Genomic DNA, 14,013 nt, shown 5'->3' on the forward strand with positions numbered 1-14,013 from the left:
TGCACCTCCCGCGTACGGAGCGGCAAGCGGGCGCTCTAGGGGCCGTCAGCAGTCGCGCAGTTCCGGCGACTGGTTCAGCAACTGGCTGCGCACCGACGTGAACTTGGTCAGCGTCTCGTCGACAGAGGAGTCCAACGGGAACACCGCCACCCGGTGGCAGTTCTGGAAGGCCAGCCGCACCCCGAAGTGCCGCTGCAGTGCACCGCGTATGGCGTCACTCGCGAGCGCACGCAGGAGCTGACCGCGCGCCTGCTCGTCCGGCGGGGGCGTCTGGTTGTCGGCGAACGCTCCGCCGTCGACCTTCAGCTGTGCCACCAGGGAGCTGATCATCTCCCATGCGTAGGGCAGGGAGGTCCGGACGCAGTCGACGAAGTCTGCTTCGTCGACCTCGCCTCGCTCGGCCTGTTCGAGTAGGGCCGGTGAGACGTCGAGCGACATGGGTTCTCCTCTCGCACCCCCGACCAGCAGGGGTTGCCGGACAGTGAAGGGAGTACGCGATTCCGAACACGCTGCGTACACAGTTCGCGACCTCCCGTTCAATACCGTAAGCAACCGATCGTGACCGCACCAGGAGAATGCCCAGATGGACACCATCCGGTAGGCCCACAATCGGCCAGTGCGCAAGACGGGGCCAATGGGAGAAGTGGGACAGCGCGCGGCGACCGGGTCCGGGCGAATCGCGTCGGGCCGGGCCCGTCGAGTAGCGTTGCCGACCATGCGTCTCGTCATTGCCCGCTGCTCCGTCGACTACGCCGGACGGCTCACCGCCCACCTGCCCTCGGCCCCCCGGCTGATCCTGGTCAAGGCGGACGGCAGCGTCTCGATCCACGCCGACGACCGGGCCTACAAGCCCCTCAACTGGATGTCGCCGCCCTGCACCCTGAAGGAGGGCACGGGCGAGGAGGAGGGCGTCTGGACCGTCGTCAACAAGGCGGGCGAGAAGCTCATCATCACGATGGAGGAGATCCTCCACGACTCCTCGCACGAACTGGGCGTCGATCCGGGCCTGATCAAGGACGGCGTGGAAGCACACCTCCAGGAGCTGCTGGCCGACCGCATCGACACCCTGGGCGAGGGCTACACCCTGATCCGCCGTGAGTACATGACCGCCATCGGCCCGGTCGACATCCTGTGCCGGGACGCCCAGGGCGGGACCGTCGCGGTCGAGATCAAGCGGCGCGGCGAGATCGACGGCGTGGAGCAACTCACGCGCTATCTGGAGCTGTTGAATCGCGACCCGCATCTCGCCCCGGTGCGCGGCGTGTTCGCCGCCCAGGAGATCAAGCCGCAGGCCCGCGTGCTGGCCACGGACCGCGGCATCGGCTGCCAGGTGCTGGACTACAACGCACTGCGGGGCATCGAGGACGACAAGCTGCGGCTGTTCTAAGAGGGCGTCGGGTACGACGCGGAGGAGGGCCGGGTCCGTGCGGCGGACCCGGCCCTCCCGCACTGTCGCCCGTCCCGCGGGGTCAGATGACCGGGCCCGTCACCGTGCCCGGTCCACCGGTCGCCGCGCCGCTCTGCGTGGCGGTCGCGGTGTCCGCGGGGGAACCGGCGGCGGTGGGGGTCGACTCGCGGCTCGCCGTGTCGGAGGTCTCCGGAGTCGAGGGCGGCGGCGTGTCCGTGTCGGTGGGGGCGGGTGTGGTGGGGTCGTCGGACTCGGTGGGCGTCCCGGGGTCCGTCGGCTCGGTGTCCGTCGGCTTCGGCGACGTCGGCTTCGTCGTCGGCGCGCTCGGCGACTTGCTCGGCTCGTCCGGCGACCCGGGGTCGTCCGGGCTCTCGTCGTCACCGGGGTCGGTGGCGTCGCCGGTGCTGCTGGGCCCGCCGGAGGGCCGCCCCGACTCCGTCGGTGTCGGGTCGTCCGACGTGCCCGGGGTGCCGTCCGGGCCCGAGTCGGTCGGGCCGCCGGGCGTCTCCTGGTCCTTGCCGTCGTCCGAGGGCCGGTCCGCGTCCAGACTGCCGTCGTCGATGCCCTGGCTCGCCGACGGGTTGACGCCGACCTCGTTGGAGGGGTCACCGGGGTCGTTCTCCGACGTGGCCCCCAGGGTCACCACCGTGCCGAGCACGGCGACGAGCAGCGCGCCGGCTCCGGCGGCCACCAGGTTCCGCCGGGCGAAGCCCTTGATGCCGCCCGCGACCGTGCGGGACGGCTCCTCCTCGGGTTCGCGGCGGGTGACGAGGGTCGGGGACTGGGGAGGCGGCTGGAGCGGCGGGAAGGGCGCGGGGACACCCGCGGACGGCGACACCGACTCCTCGTTGCGGGCGTCGGGCACCTCCTCCCCCACCGTCGGACCGAGCCCGGCGCCGACGACGCCGAACCCGGCGACGGGCGCCGCCGCGCCGAACGCGCCCGCGCCGCTGCCCAGGCCCGGGGTGTCCCCGGTGCGGTCGGCGACCAGCGCGAGGGCGCGGCGGCCCGCCACGGCGCCGCGCTTGTCGGAGAGCGCGCCGCGCAGCCCGATGGAGGCCTCCAGCTCGGCGCGCGCCCGGTCCAGCTGGTCCTCGCACAGCGCGAGGACGCCCAGCTCGTGGTGGAAGTAGGCCTGTTCGGCGACGTCACCGGCGAGCCGGGAGGCCTCGGTGCCGGAGCGCAGCGCCCGCTGCCAGGCGCTCCAGTGCAGTCCGGCGGCGAACGCGGGCGCCGCGGTGCGGGCCAACTGGACGGCGGGGCTGTCCGCGTCGCCCGCGGGCGGGGTCGTCGTCGGCACCAGCACGGCAAGGGCGGCCAGGACGGCGTCGGCCTCGGCGCAGACCCGCTCCGGGGTGACCGAGGGGTGCCCGGCCCACCAGGCGTAGTGCTGGGCGGCGGCCAGTGCCCGCTCCCGTACGGCGTCGGCGTAGCCGGCGCTCTCCAGCTGGGTGAGCACCCCGGCGGCCAGCCGGTAGCGGGAGCCGACCGGGGAGACCAGTCCGCAGTCGGTCAGCTCGCCGAGGGCGGCGTCCGCGTGGGTGTCGCCGACCAGGGCGGGCAGGTGCGCCTGGTGCGGCACCTCGCCGCCGAGCGCGACGGCGAACTCCAGGGTGGCGCGGGCGGAGGCGCTCAGCCGGGAGGCGAGCAGCGGTGCGGGCGCGGCGGCCTCGCCGAGGGACGGCAGGGGTACGTCGTCGGCCTCGGTGGCCTCGTAGGGGGTGTCGTCGGCCGGGCGGGCGTCGGCGAAGACGCCGAACTCGTCGACGGCGTCGGCACCGGCCCGCTCCCGGTCCCGGCGGCGCAGCAGGGCACCGGCCTGGACGAAGCGCAGCGGCAGGCCCTCGGACTCGAACCAGAGGTCGCCGGCCCAGTTGGCCTCCTCCTCGGTGAGGGGGCGCCCGGCGGCGCGCTCCAGCAGCTCCACGCCGTCCGAGCGGTCCAGGCCGGTGAGGAAGACCTCCTCGACGGCCGAGTCGGCGGAGGGTGCGGCCACCTCCGGGGTCGCGCCGAAGAGGTAGGCGCACTCGGGGGTGGCGTCGAGGAGCTCGTCGAGGGCGGTGCCGCCGAACTCGACATCGTCCAGGACGACGACCGCGCCCACCTCGCGGAGGTACCCGAGGAGCTCCGTGCGGCCCGGACGGTGCAGGGGCGCGCGGTGGACGGCGTAGAAGAGGTCGTGGAGCAGGTCGTCGGCGGTGCGGTGGTGGCCGTTGAGCCGGACGACGCCGTCGGGCGCGAGGCCCGCGCAGTCCTCGGCGACGAGGTCGAGGAGGCTGGTGCGGCCGGAGCCGGCGGGGCCGGTGAGGCGGACGGAGCGGCCGCGGGCGAGCAGCCGCACCAGGCGTTCGCGTTCGTCCTCGCGGGCCAGCAGGCCCAGGACGGTGCGGACCGGTCCCGGGGGTACGGACGGCCGCGCGGCGCGCTCCGCCTCGGCGCGTTCGGCCGCGGTGAGCTTCTCGGGCCGGGCGGGCCGCTCCGCGGGCGGGCAGACCTCGATCTCGCTGCCGTCGACGGGGTTGACGGTGAGCAGGAAGTCGCCGGACACCAGCTGCACCGTGCGGGCGAGGGCGGGCGCGTGCTGTCCGAAGTCGGAGGTGAGGGGGTCCCTGTGCGGGCGCGGGCGCGGCGCCTGGTGGTCGCCGTCCTGGCCGTACTCCTCAGGGCCCCGGTTGGTCGGGTCCATTGGTTCAAGCCCCCCAAAAGCGTCGTGTGCAGGGCCCCGGTCGGGACCATCCTCCCGGCCTTGCCGCACACCGCGCTGTCGCTTCTGGTCCGGGCCCGCCGGCGGGTTTGCTAAGGCAGCGGGCAGCCAGACCCTAAACCTTCGCCCAGTATCGCCGACAGTCCGGGGTGCCGGACGGCCCGAGAGGTCACGGTCTCGTGAGGATTGCGTGTGTCGGAGGTGTGAACCTTCACTTACACGCGGGGCAGGGTCTCCACACCGATGCCGCCCTCGATGGCGAGGATCCGGTGCAGCCGGGTGGCCACCAGCAGGCGCTGCATCTGCGGCGGTACGTCGCGCAGCACCAGTCGCCGCCCGCAGCGCCCGGCCCGCCGGTGGGCTCCCATGATGACGCCGAGTCCGGTGGCGTCCCAGGAGTCCAGTTCGGACAGGTCCAGCACCAGGTCGCCGACTCCGTCGTCGACGGCCGAGTGCAGGACCGTACGGGCGTCCGCCGCGCTGCGGACGTCGAGGCGGCCCCCGACGACCAGCTCGACGTGGTCGCCCCTGATGTGCATATGCGCTCCCCGGCGTGCGTCTTCTTCGTCGTCTTCTTCGTCTTGGCGTTGCGTTCCGTGCGTGGTCTCTCGGCGATATCAGGCGTTGCACCCTCTGACTGGCCGAAACGACCGGAGGTTGCCGCCTGTAAGCGAACCGATACCGAATTCACCCCGGCGTGTGACGTCTGCCGCGGCTGATGTGACCTCAGTGCTTGTAGAAGCCCTGCCCGCTCTTGCGGCCGATGTCACCGGCGTCCACCATCCGGCGCATCAGCTCCGGCGGGGCGAACTTCTCGTCCTGGGACTCGGTGTAGATGTTGCCCGTGGCGTGCAGCAGGATGTCGACGCCCGTCAGGTCGGCGGTGGCCAGCGGTCCCATGGCGTGGCCGAAGCCCAGCTTGCAGGCGAGGTCGATGTCCTCGGCGGTGGCGACGCCCGACTCGTACAGCTTCGCGGCCTCGACGACGAGGGCGGAGATGAGCCGGGTGGTCACGAAGCCGGCGACGTCGCGGTTGACGACGATGCAGGTCTTGCCGGTGGACTCGGCGAACTCCCGTGCGGTGGCGAGCGTTTCGTCACTGGTCTTGTAGCCCCGCACCAGCTCGCACAGCTGCATCATCGGGACCGGCGAGAAGAAGTGCGTGCCGACGACCCGCTCGGGGCGCTCCGTCACGGCCGCGATCTTGGTGATCGGGATGGCGGAGGTGTTGGACGCGAGGATCGCCCCGTCCTTCACCAGCTTGTCCAGGGTACGGAAGATCTCGTGCTTGACTTCCAGTTTCTCGAAGACGGCCTCGACGACGACGTCCGCGTCGGCGGCGGCGTCCAGGTCGGTGGTCGCGGTGATGTGCCCGAGGGCGGCCTCGGCGTCGTCGGCGGTGAGCTTCCCCTTGGCGACGAACTTGTCGTAGGAGGCCCTGATGCCGTCGGTGCCGCGCCGCAGCGCCTCGTCGGTGACGTCGCGCAGGACGACGTCCCAGCCCGCCTGCGCGGAGACCTGGGCGATGCCGGACCCCATGAGACCGGCTCCGATGACGGCGAGCTTCCGTGCCACTGTGCGACTCCCCTGATACGCGCTGATTCTCGTCTCTCGGCCGGAGATTAGCGGGCGTGAGGCGCTGTGTGACCGGTTAGTAACGCGCGTCACGTCTCAAATGACGGACGTCACACCGAGGGGTGCCGTCCGGGTGTCACTCGGCGCCCCGTACGGCGTAGTTGAGAACCTTCTCGCTCAACAGGTCCTCCATCTCGTCCAGCAGCAGGAGCACCTCGCGGGAGACCTCGGAGGGCTTGCCGCCTGCGAGCATGCGCTGCCCGATGGCCGCGAGGACGGTGCCGTGCAGCCAGTTGATCTGACCGGCCATCAGGGCGGACGTCGTGTCGTCGGCCGCGCCTCCGGTCTCCTCGCGCAGGGTCTGCTCCAGGTTCAGGAGCACCTCCTGGCCGATCGCCCACATCCGTGAGCGCAGGGCGGGCGAGTCCTGGATGACCCTCATGAACTTCGCGTAGCCGTCCATCAGACCGACGCGGGGCGAGACGGTCTCGACCTCCTCGCGCAGTTCGCGCAGGACGGCCCGCGCCGCCGACTCCCCGTCACGCCGGCCCCGCACCCAGCGCGACAGCCGGTCGATCACCCCCTTGGAGCGGTCGAGGAAGAGGTCCTCCTTGGCCGGGAAGTAGTTGTAGACCGTGTTGACGGAGACGTTCGCGGCGTCCGCGACCTCCGCCACCGTCACGGCCTCGAAGCCGCGCTCCAGGAACAGCCCCGTGGCGACATCCGAGATGTACTGCCGGGTCTGCCGCTTCTTCCGTTCCCTGAGTCCCTCGGCCATGTCCGCAATCCTAGCCGCGCCGACGTCACTCCCTGGGGCCGTTGAAAACTTGGGGTCATTGCAAAATTTCAGTGACTCTGTTTTTCTGGAGCGCATGGCAATCATCAGTGCGGCCCGGCTGGCCCGGACCTTCACCACGAAGCGCGGTCCGGTCGAGGCGGTGCGCGGCATCGACCTCACCGTCCGCGAGGGGGAAATCCTCGGCTTTCTCGGCCCCAACGGCGCCGGCAAGACCACCACGCTGCGGATGCTCACGACCCTGCTCGCCCCCACCGGCGGCGCGGCCACCGTCGCCGGCCACGACCTGGCGACCGACCCGGCCGGGGTGCGCGCGGCCTGCGGGTACGTGGCGCAGTCGGGCGGGGTGGACACCCAGATCACCGTGCGGGAGGAGCTGGTCACCCAGGGCCGCCTGTACCGGCTGACCAGGGCGCGGGCCGTCGAGCGCGCCGACGAGCTGGCCCGCGACCTGGGCCTCACCGAGCTGCTCGACCGCAAGTGCGGCGCGCTGTCCGGCGGGCAGCGGCGCCGGCTGGACATCGCGATGGCGCTGACGCACCGCCCGAAGGTGCTCTTCCTGGACGAGCCGACCACCGGCCTGGACCCGGGCGCCCGCGCCGACCTGTGGGACCTGGTCCGCCGCCTGCGCGACGAGCACGGCACCACGGTCTTCCTGACCACCCACTACCTCGACGAGGCCGACGCCCTCTCCGACCGTCTGGTGGTCGTGGACGGCGGTGTGGTGGTCGCCGAGGGCACCCCGGCCGCCCTGAAGCTCGAGTTCGGCGGCGCGCCCGACGCCTCGCTCCAGGACACCTTCCTGGCCGTCACCGGCCGCAGCGCCGCTCCGGCCGACACCACCCCCGTAGCCGTCTGACACCCCAGGGAACACCGATGCTGCTCCACGACACCGGCCTCGTCTACGGCCGCTATCTGCGCCAGTCGCTGCGCTCCCGCTTCGCGCTGCTGTTCGGCGTGCTGATGCCGCTGCTGTACCTGCTCTTCTTCGGCCCGCTGCTGACCGACCTGCCGCTTGGCGGGCAGGGCAGCTCCTGGCAGGTGCTGGTCCCCGGCCTGCTGCTGCAACTGGGCCTGTTCGGCGCCTCCTTCGCCGGGTTCTCGATCATCATCGAGAACGGTCAGGGGGTGGTCGAGCGGATGCGCGTCACACCCGTCAGCCGCCTGGCGCTGCTCCTGGGGCGGGTGCTGCGGGACGCGACGGTCTTCGCCTTCCAGGCGGTGCTGCTGGTACTGGCGGCCGTGGTGATGGGCCTGCGCGCGCCGCTGCCCGGCGTGCTGATCGGCTTCGCCTTCGTCGCCCTGCTGACGGTCTCGCTGGCCTCACTGTCGTACGCGCTGGCGATGAAGGTGCGGACGCCGCAGGAGTTCGGGCCCACGATCAACGCCCTCACCATGCCCTCGATGCTGCTGTCCGGCCTGATGCTGCCGATGACCCTGGGCCCGGCGTGGCTGGACGTGCTGTCGCACCTGATGCCGTTCCGCTATCTGGTGGACGCGGTGCGCGACGCGTACGTCGGCTCCTACGCGACGGCGCACATGCTGTACGGCGTCCTGGTCGCCCTGGCCTTCACCGCGCTGGCCGTGACAGTGGGCACACGCGTCTTCCGGACCGCCGGGGCGTAACTACGCTGGCCCCATGGTCAACCTGACGCGCATCTACACCCGGACCGGCGACCAGGGCACCACCGCCCTCGGTGACATGAGCCGGGTCCCCAAGACCGACCTCAGGATCTCCGCGTACGCCGACGCAAACGAGGCGAACGCGGTGATCGGCTCCGCCATCGCCCTGGGCGGTCTGCCCGAGGAGGTCGTCAAGGTCCTCGTCCGCGTCCAGAACGACCTGTTCGACGTGGGCGCGGACCTGTCGACGCCGGTGGTGGAGAACCCGGAGTACCCGCCGCTGAGGGTCGAGCAGTTCTACGTCGACAAGCTGGAGGCGGACTGCGACCGCTTCCTGGCCGAGGTGGAGAAGCTCCGCTCCTTCATCCTCCCCGGCGGCACCCCCGGCGCGGCGCTGCTGCACCAGGCGTGCACGGTGGTCCGCCGGGCCGAGCGCTCCACGTGGGCGGCGCTGGAGGCATACGGCGAGACGATGAACCCGCTCACCGCGACCTATTTGAACCGGCTCTCCGACCTCCTGTTCATCCTGGCCCGGGTGGCCAACAAGGAGGTCGGCGACGTGCTGTGGGTGCCGGGCGGGGAACGCTAAACGCTCCGCCGGGTACTCCGCAGATCAGTGCCGTCGTACGTCTGCGGCTCCGTCGTGGCTGGTCGCGCAGTTCCCCGCGCCCCTTCGAGGCGCTTCCCAGCCGACGCCTGCCTCCATCCATCAGCCTCGGTCGGCGACGTACCCGCCGGGGCCTTCTTCGGCCAGATCAGGTACGTGAGGGCGATCAGGCCGTGGATGCCGAGGACCCGGATCGCCGTCCACTGGAAGGCGCGCAGCGACGAGATGTCGCCCTCGTCGCCGACGTACCAGACCGCGCCCTGGAGCAGTGCGCAGGCCACGACCACGCCCAGCAGGGTGCGCAGCCACAGCCGGACCTCGTGGCGCGCCCGGGGCATGCCGTGGCGCGGGGGCCTGGCCGGGGGCGGGCCGCCGGCCAGGCGGTGGGCGGCGTGGCCGTCGAGCCGGCGGATCGTGTAGTGGCCGTAGGCGACGGTGTAGCCGATGTACAGCGCGGCCAGGCCGTGTTCCCAGCCGGGCTCGGCGCCGTTCTTCAGGTCCCACGCCGTCACGGCGAACAGCACCAGTTCCAGCACCGGCTCGCACAGCAGCAGGAACACGCTGGTGCGCCGCCACTTCACCAGGTAGCGGGCGCCGAGCCCGAGGACCAGCAGCACCCAGAAGCCGACCTCGCAGGCGATGATCAAAGCGACGACCACGGCACACTCCCTTCGTTCACCCTTCCAGGCTCCCGTGGGAATCCGCCGCGTTCGTCGTCGGCGGTGACGAACCTCCGGTACATCGAAGGATGCAGTGCGGGACCCTTCCCGGGGATCAGGCGGGCGGGGCGCGAGCCGTGTTGGATGGTGGCATGGCCGCACGACTCCCCCGCCCGCGCCGCTTCGACGTGTACGCCGCGTCGGCCGGTCTGCTCGGCGGGCTGCTGCTGTGGGGCATCGGCCTGGGCGTGCGGCCGGCCGACGAGCCGATCGTGCTGTTCGACGGCCGCTGGCCGCTGCTGGTCCCGCTCACCGTCATGGCGGGCTGCGAGCTGCTGCGCCGGTCCGCGCCGCGCACCGGCCTGCTGACCGGCACCGCCGCGCTGGTCGCGGACACGCTCACCCAGGGCAGCCTGGTCACGGTGATCATGTACACCGACCTGATGTACGCCGCCGTGCTGTACGGCCCGCCCGCCTCGGCCCGGCGCATCCCGTGGATCACCGGGCTGCTCACGGTGGCGGGAACCGTCGTGCCGTTCGCGCTGTGGCGGGTGCCCGAGGCGCTGCTCATCGGTGTCGCCGTCGGCGTCGTGTCCTTCGCGCCTGCCTCCACCGGGCTCATCGTCCGCAACCACCGCGAGGCCGCCGACGCCGCCCTGCTGCGGGCCGAGCAGACCGCGCTGCTCGCCGAGATGGACCGGGTCCAGGCGGTGACGGCGGAACGTTCCCGGATGGCCCGCGAGCTGCACGACATGGTCGCCAACCACCTCTCCGCGATCGCCATCCACTCCACGGCCGCGCTCTCCCTGGACGACGCGGCGACCACCCGGCAGGCGCTCGGTGTGATCCGCGAGAACAGCGTGGCGGGACTGGCCGAGATGCGCCGCCTCATCGGCATCCTGCGGGACAGCGGCGGGGACACCGAACCGGCCCCCGCCCCCACCCTCGGCGGGCTCGGCGCGCTGGTCGACGGCGCCCGCGCCAACGGCCTCGACGTCGCCCTGGATGCGGCACCCGGCGACCACCTGCCCGCGCCGGTCGAGCTGGCCGCGTACCGGATCGTGCAGGAGTCGCTCACCAACGCGCTCAAGCACGCCTCGCGGGGCACCGTCCGGGTCCGGCTCACCCGGCACGACGACGCCCTGCGGGTCGAGGTGACCAGCCCGTACGGCGACCGGGACACCCCGCGCGTCCCCGGTTCCGGTGCCGGTCTGGTCGGGATGCGGGAGCGGACCGCGCTGCTGCACGGCGCGTTCGAGGCCGGGGCGGTGGCGGACCCCGGCTCGGCGGGCGGCAAGATCTGGGCCGTGCGCGCCATCCTGCCCCTGACCGAAGGAGACCTCGCATGATCCGCGTCCTGATCGCCGAGGACCAGTCCGCCGTCCGCGCGGGACTGGTGCTGATCCTGGGCAGCGCACCGGACATCGAGGTGGCCGGCGAGGCCGCGGACGGCGAGCAGGCGGTGGCGCTGGCCCGCGAGCTCCGTCCCGACCTGGTGCTGATGGACGTGCAGATGCCGCGCCTGGACGGCGTGACGGCGACCCGGATCGTGGTCGGGGAAGGTCTCGCCGACGTGCTGGTGCTGACCACCTTCGACCTGGACGAGTACGTCTTCGGGGCGCTGCGGGCGGGCGCCGCCGGGTTTCTGCTGAAGAACACCGAGGCCAAGGACCTGATCGCGGCCGTGCGCACGGTGGCGGGCGGCGAGGGCATCGTGGCCCCGGCCGTCACCCGGCGGCTGATCGCCGAGTTCGCCGCGAGTCCGGTGCGGGAGCCTGCCGCGGACCCCGCGGTGCTGCGGGACCTGACCCGGCGTGAGCGCGAGGTGCTGTCCTGTCTCGGCGAGGGCCTGTCCAACGCGGCGGTCGCCGAGCGTCTTGAGATGGCGGAGGCCACGGTGAAGACGCACGTGAGCCGGCTGCTGGGGAAGCTGGGGCTGCGCAGCCGGGTGCAAGCGGCGGTGCTGGCGCAGGAGTTGGGCATCTAGTTTTCCCTCTCCATCACGGGCTCAACCACCGGCCGCCGCATTGGTCCAGACCTATTGACCTATGGTCCAGACCTTTCTATTCTCGCGGCACTGCGGGCATGAGGCTCAGTCATGCCCACAACGACAACCCCATATAAGGAGGCGCACATGCGCTTCAGACACAAAGCCGCGGCACTCGCAGCGACCCTGGCGCTTCCCCTCGCCGGCCTGGTCGGCCTCGCGAGCCCGGCCCAGGCCGCGTCGAGCGCGACGGCCACCTTCGCCAAGACCTCGGACTGGGGCACGGGCTTCGGCGGCAGCTGGACGGTGAAGAACACCGGCACCACCTCCCTCAGCTCCTGGACCGTCGAGTGGGACTTCCCCACCGGCACGAAGGTCACCTCCGCCTGGGACGCCACCGTCACCAACTCCGGCGACCACTGGACCGCCAAGAACGTCGGCTGGAACGGGACGCTCGCCCCCGGCGCCTCGGTCTCCTTCGGCTTCAACGGCAGCGGCCCCGGCTCCCCGTCCAACTGCAAGCTCAACGGCGGCAGCTGCGACGGCACGTCCGTCCCCGGCGACGCGGCCCCCTCCGCGCCCGGCACGCCCACCGCCTCGAACATCACCGACACCTCGGTGAAGCTGTCCTGGTCGGCGGCCACCGACGACAAGGGCGTCAAGAACTACGACGTCCTGCGGGACGGCGCGAAGGTCGCCACCGTCACCGGCACCACCTACACGGACAACGGCCTCACCAAGGGCACCGCCTACTCGTACAGCGTCAAGGCACGCGACACCGCCGACCAGACCGGACCGGCCAGCGGCTCCGTGAAGGTCACCACCACCGGCGGGGACGGCGGCAACCCCGGCACCGGTGACGAGGTCAAGATGGGCTACTTCACCAACTGGGGCGTCTACGGGCGCAACTACCACGTGAAGAACCTGGTCACCTCCGGCTCCGCCGCCAAGATCACGCACATCAACTACGCCTTCGGCAACGTCCAGGGCGGCAAGTGCACGATCGGCGACTCCTACGCCGACTACGACAAGGCGTACACCGCCGACCAGTCCGTCGACGGCGTCGCCGACACCTGGGACCAGCCGCTGCGCGGCAACTTCAACCAGCTGCGCAAGCTGAAGGCCAAGTACCCGAACATCAAGATCCTCTACTCCTTCGGCGGCTGGACCTGGTCCGGCGGCTTCCCGGACGCCGTGAAGAACCCGGCCGCGTTCGCCAAGTCCTGTCACGACCTGGTCGAGGACCCGCGCTGGGCCGACGTCTTCGACGGCATCGACCTGGACTGGGAGTACCCGAACGCCTGCGGTCTCAGCTGTGACGAGACCAGCGCCCCGAACGCCTTCAGCAGCATGATGAAGGCCATGCGCGCCGAGTTCGGCCAGGACTACCTGATCACCGCGGCCGTCACCGCCGACGGATCGGACGGCGGCAAGATCGACGCCGCCGACTACGGCGAGGCCTCGAAGTACATCGACTGGTACAACGTGATGACGTACGACTTCTTCGGCGCCTGGGCGAAGAACGGCCCGACCGCTCCGCACTCGCCGCTGACCGCGTACGACGGCATCCCGCAGCAGGGCTTCAACACCGCCGACGCGATGGCGAAGTTCAAGTCCAAGGGCGTCCCGGCCGACAAGCTGCTGATCGGCATCGGCTTCTACGGCCGCGGCTGGACCGGCGTCACCCAGTCCGCGCCCGGCGGCACCGCCACCGGACCGGCGACCGGCACGTACGAGGCGGGCATCGAGGACTACAAGGTCCTCAAGAACAGCTGCCCGGCCACCGGCACCGTCGCGGGCACCGCGTACGCCCACTGCGGCTCCAACTGGTGGTCCTACGACACCCCGGCCACCATCAAGTCGAAGATGGACTGGGCCGAGCAGCAGGGCCTCGGCGGCGCCTTCTTCTGGGAGTTCAGCGGCGACACCACGAACGGCGAACTGGTGAGCGCCATCGACAGCGGCCTGAAGTAGTCCTCAACGGCCCTGGGTCACCAGGGCCCTAAGCGACGTTGACGCTCCCCCAGACTTCGTCCGGGGGACCCCCACCCAGCGAGTGGACGTGGCTACGCCACGTTCACTCGCTGACCGGGCGGGGCTGCTTCCAGCCACGCGAGGAATCCGGTCAGCGCGTCATCGCTCATCGCCAGTTCAAGCCGTGTGCCCCGGTGCAGACAGGCCAGGACCACGGCGTCGGAGAGCAACGCCAGCTCCTCCTCCCCGTCCGGTACCCGGCGGCCGGCCACCTCGATCGCGGAGCGCTCCAGCACGCGGCGCGGGCGGGGGGAGTACGAGAAGACGCGGTACCACTCGACCCGGTCGCCGTTGTAGCGGGCCACCCCGTAGGCCCAGCCCTTGCCGTCGGCGTGGTCGCCCTCCTTGGGGGCGTCCCAGCGCAGGGAGCAGTCGAAGGTGCCGCCCGAGCGCTGGATCAGCCGGCGGCGCAGACCGAAGACGAAGAGGCCGATCACCACCACGGCCACGACGATTCCGCACACAGTCAGAGCGAGGGCCATCGACACCGACCTCCTCGTCTCCTAGGTAACGGAACGGAAAAAACACCCGGATCTGCCTCAGCCGCGGCCGGGTCCGGATGGCTCCGGTCCCAGCCGCGGCTGAGTGACGTCATGGCACGACGCTATCGCACTGTGCTG

14 protein-coding genes are annotated in these 14,013 nt (G+C 71.6%); 7 read left to right on the forward strand and 7 right to left on the reverse strand.

The window, feature by feature from the left end; all coding sequences use genetic code 11:
• Window positions 1-45 precede the first annotated feature (45 nt).
• The gene (locus ACZ56V_RS00255) at window positions 46-438 is read right to left on the reverse strand and encodes an SCO5389 family protein (RefSeq protein ID WP_030402715.1); all 393 of its coding nucleotides are present in this window, start codon (window positions 436-438) and stop codon (window positions 46-48) included.
• A gap of 277 nt (window positions 439-715) precedes the next feature.
• On the opposite strand from ACZ56V_RS00255, the gene nucS reads away from it, so the two are divergent.
• Window positions 716-1,387: an endonuclease NucS gene (nucS, locus tag ACZ56V_RS00260; RefSeq protein ID WP_059301477.1), complete on the forward strand. Its 672-nt coding sequence runs from the start codon at window positions 716-718 to the stop codon at window positions 1,385-1,387.
• 82 nt (window positions 1,388-1,469) lie between these two features.
• Here nucS and ACZ56V_RS00265 read toward each other — a convergent pair whose 3' ends face one another.
• From ACZ56V_RS00265 to ACZ56V_RS00280, 4 genes are all read right to left on the reverse strand, one after another.
• A complete protein-coding gene (locus ACZ56V_RS00265) occupies window positions 1,470-4,094 on the reverse strand; it encodes an ATP-binding protein (protein WP_398912907.1) in 2,625 nt (874 codons plus the stop codon).
• Window positions 4,095-4,327: 233 nt separating this feature from the next.
• Window positions 4,328-4,651 carry an STAS domain-containing protein gene (locus ACZ56V_RS00270; RefSeq protein WP_030187305.1) on the reverse strand — a complete coding sequence of 108 codons (324 nt, stop codon included), beginning with the start codon at window positions 4,649-4,651 and terminating at the stop codon, window positions 4,328-4,330.
• Between the two features lie 187 nt (window positions 4,652-4,838).
• Window positions 4,839-5,687 (reverse strand): 3-hydroxyacyl-CoA dehydrogenase family protein, encoded by an 849-nt coding sequence (locus ACZ56V_RS00275; protein WP_467381585.1) that lies wholly within the window; start codon window positions 5,685-5,687, stop codon window positions 4,839-4,841.
• 136 nt (window positions 5,688-5,823) lie between these two features.
• Window positions 5,824-6,465 carry a TetR/AcrR family transcriptional regulator gene (locus tag ACZ56V_RS00280; RefSeq protein WP_468938052.1) on the reverse strand — a complete coding sequence of 214 codons (642 nt, stop codon included), beginning with the start codon at window positions 6,463-6,465 and terminating at the stop codon, window positions 5,824-5,826.
• A gap of 94 nt (window positions 6,466-6,559) precedes the next feature.
• Here ACZ56V_RS00280 and ACZ56V_RS00285 point away from each other — a divergent pair, with 94 nt between their 5' ends.
• From ACZ56V_RS00285 to ACZ56V_RS00295, 3 genes are read left to right on the forward strand one after another with little or no spacing between them, the layout of a single operon-like run.
• Entirely contained in the window at window positions 6,560-7,342 is a 783-nt protein-coding gene (locus ACZ56V_RS00285; RefSeq protein ID WP_398912914.1) for an ABC transporter ATP-binding protein, read from the forward strand.
• A 17-nt stretch (window positions 7,343-7,359) separates the two neighbouring features.
• The gene (locus ACZ56V_RS00290; protein WP_356360551.1) at window positions 7,360-8,109 is read left to right on the forward strand and encodes an ABC transporter permease; all 750 of its coding nucleotides are present in this window, start codon (window positions 7,360-7,362) and stop codon (window positions 8,107-8,109) included.
• Between the two features lie 13 nt (window positions 8,110-8,122).
• The gene (locus ACZ56V_RS00295; RefSeq protein WP_468938056.1) at window positions 8,123-8,695 is read left to right on the forward strand and encodes a cob(I)yrinic acid a,c-diamide adenosyltransferase; all 573 of its coding nucleotides are present in this window, start codon (window positions 8,123-8,125) and stop codon (window positions 8,693-8,695) included.
• Here ACZ56V_RS00295 and ACZ56V_RS00300 read toward each other — a convergent pair.
• On the reverse strand, window positions 8,692-9,372 hold the full coding sequence (locus ACZ56V_RS00300; RefSeq protein ID WP_468938059.1) for a hypothetical protein: 681 nt from the start codon (window positions 9,370-9,372) through the stop codon (window positions 8,692-8,694). The two genes, ACZ56V_RS00295 and ACZ56V_RS00300, sit on opposite strands and share 4 nt — an antisense overlap.
• Window positions 9,373-9,524: 152 nt before the next feature.
• Between ACZ56V_RS00300 and ACZ56V_RS00305 the strand changes: the two genes are divergently transcribed.
• The 3 genes from ACZ56V_RS00305 to ACZ56V_RS00315 all read left to right on the forward strand — a co-directional run bounded on the left by ACZ56V_RS00305 (window position 9,525) and on the right by ACZ56V_RS00315 (window position 13,333).
• Entirely contained in the window at window positions 9,525-10,721 is a 1,197-nt protein-coding gene (locus tag ACZ56V_RS00305; RefSeq protein WP_398912919.1) for a sensor histidine kinase, read from the forward strand.
• Window positions 10,718-11,359 carry a response regulator gene (locus tag ACZ56V_RS00310; protein WP_468938063.1) on the forward strand — a complete coding sequence of 214 codons (642 nt, stop codon included), beginning with the start codon at window positions 10,718-10,720 and terminating at the stop codon, window positions 11,357-11,359. The genes ACZ56V_RS00305 and ACZ56V_RS00310 overlap by 4 nt, the downstream gene beginning before the upstream one ends.
• A 147-nt stretch (window positions 11,360-11,506) precedes the next feature.
• Window positions 11,507-13,333 carry a glycoside hydrolase family 18 chitinase gene (locus ACZ56V_RS00315; protein ID WP_398912923.1) on the forward strand — a complete coding sequence of 609 codons (1,827 nt, stop codon included), beginning with the start codon at window positions 11,507-11,509 and terminating at the stop codon, window positions 13,331-13,333.
• Between the two features lie 92 nt (window positions 13,334-13,425).
• Here the strand turns inward: ACZ56V_RS00315 and ACZ56V_RS00320 are convergent, their stop codons facing one another.
• Complete coding sequence (locus ACZ56V_RS00320; protein ID WP_467381597.1) at window positions 13,426-13,875, reverse strand: DUF2550 domain-containing protein; 450 nt, start codon at window positions 13,873-13,875, stop codon at window positions 13,426-13,428.
• Window positions 13,876-14,013 lie beyond the last annotated feature (138 nt).

This window comes from Streptomyces sp. NPDC034099 (genome assembly GCF_055575415.1).

Coding starts and splice junctions, on each gene's coding strand:
- ACZ56V_RS00255 (WP_030402715.1), bottom strand. CDS start 438: ATGTCGCTCGACGTCTCACCGGCCCTACTCGAACAGGCCGAGCGAGGC.
- nucS (WP_059301477.1), top strand. CDS start 716: ATGCGTCTCGTCATTGCCCGCTGCTCCGTCGACTACGCCGGACGGCTC.
- ACZ56V_RS00265 (WP_398912907.1), bottom strand. CDS start 4,094: ATGGACCCGACCAACCGGGGCCCTGAGGAGTACGGCCAGGACGGCGAC.
- ACZ56V_RS00270 (WP_030187305.1), bottom strand. CDS start 4,651: ATGCACATCAGGGGCGACCACGTCGAGCTGGTCGTCGGGGGCCGCCTC.
- ACZ56V_RS00280 (WP_468938052.1), bottom strand. CDS start 6,465: ATGGCCGAGGGACTCAGGGAACGGAAGAAGCGGCAGACCCGGCAGTAC.
- ACZ56V_RS00285 (WP_398912914.1), top strand. CDS start 6,560: ATGGCAATCATCAGTGCGGCCCGGCTGGCCCGGACCTTCACCACGAAG.
- ACZ56V_RS00290 (WP_356360551.1), top strand. CDS start 7,360: ATGCTGCTCCACGACACCGGCCTCGTCTACGGCCGCTATCTGCGCCAG.
- ACZ56V_RS00295 (WP_468938056.1), top strand. CDS start 8,123: ATGGTCAACCTGACGCGCATCTACACCCGGACCGGCGACCAGGGCACC.
- ACZ56V_RS00305 (WP_398912919.1), top strand. CDS start 9,525: ATGGCCGCACGACTCCCCCGCCCGCGCCGCTTCGACGTGTACGCCGCG.
- ACZ56V_RS00310 (WP_468938063.1), top strand. CDS start 10,718: ATGATCCGCGTCCTGATCGCCGAGGACCAGTCCGCCGTCCGCGCGGGA.
- ACZ56V_RS00315 (WP_398912923.1), top strand. CDS start 11,507: ATGCGCTTCAGACACAAAGCCGCGGCACTCGCAGCGACCCTGGCGCTT.
- ACZ56V_RS00320 (WP_467381597.1), bottom strand. CDS start 13,875: ATGGCCCTCGCTCTGACTGTGTGCGGAATCGTCGTGGCCGTGGTGGTG.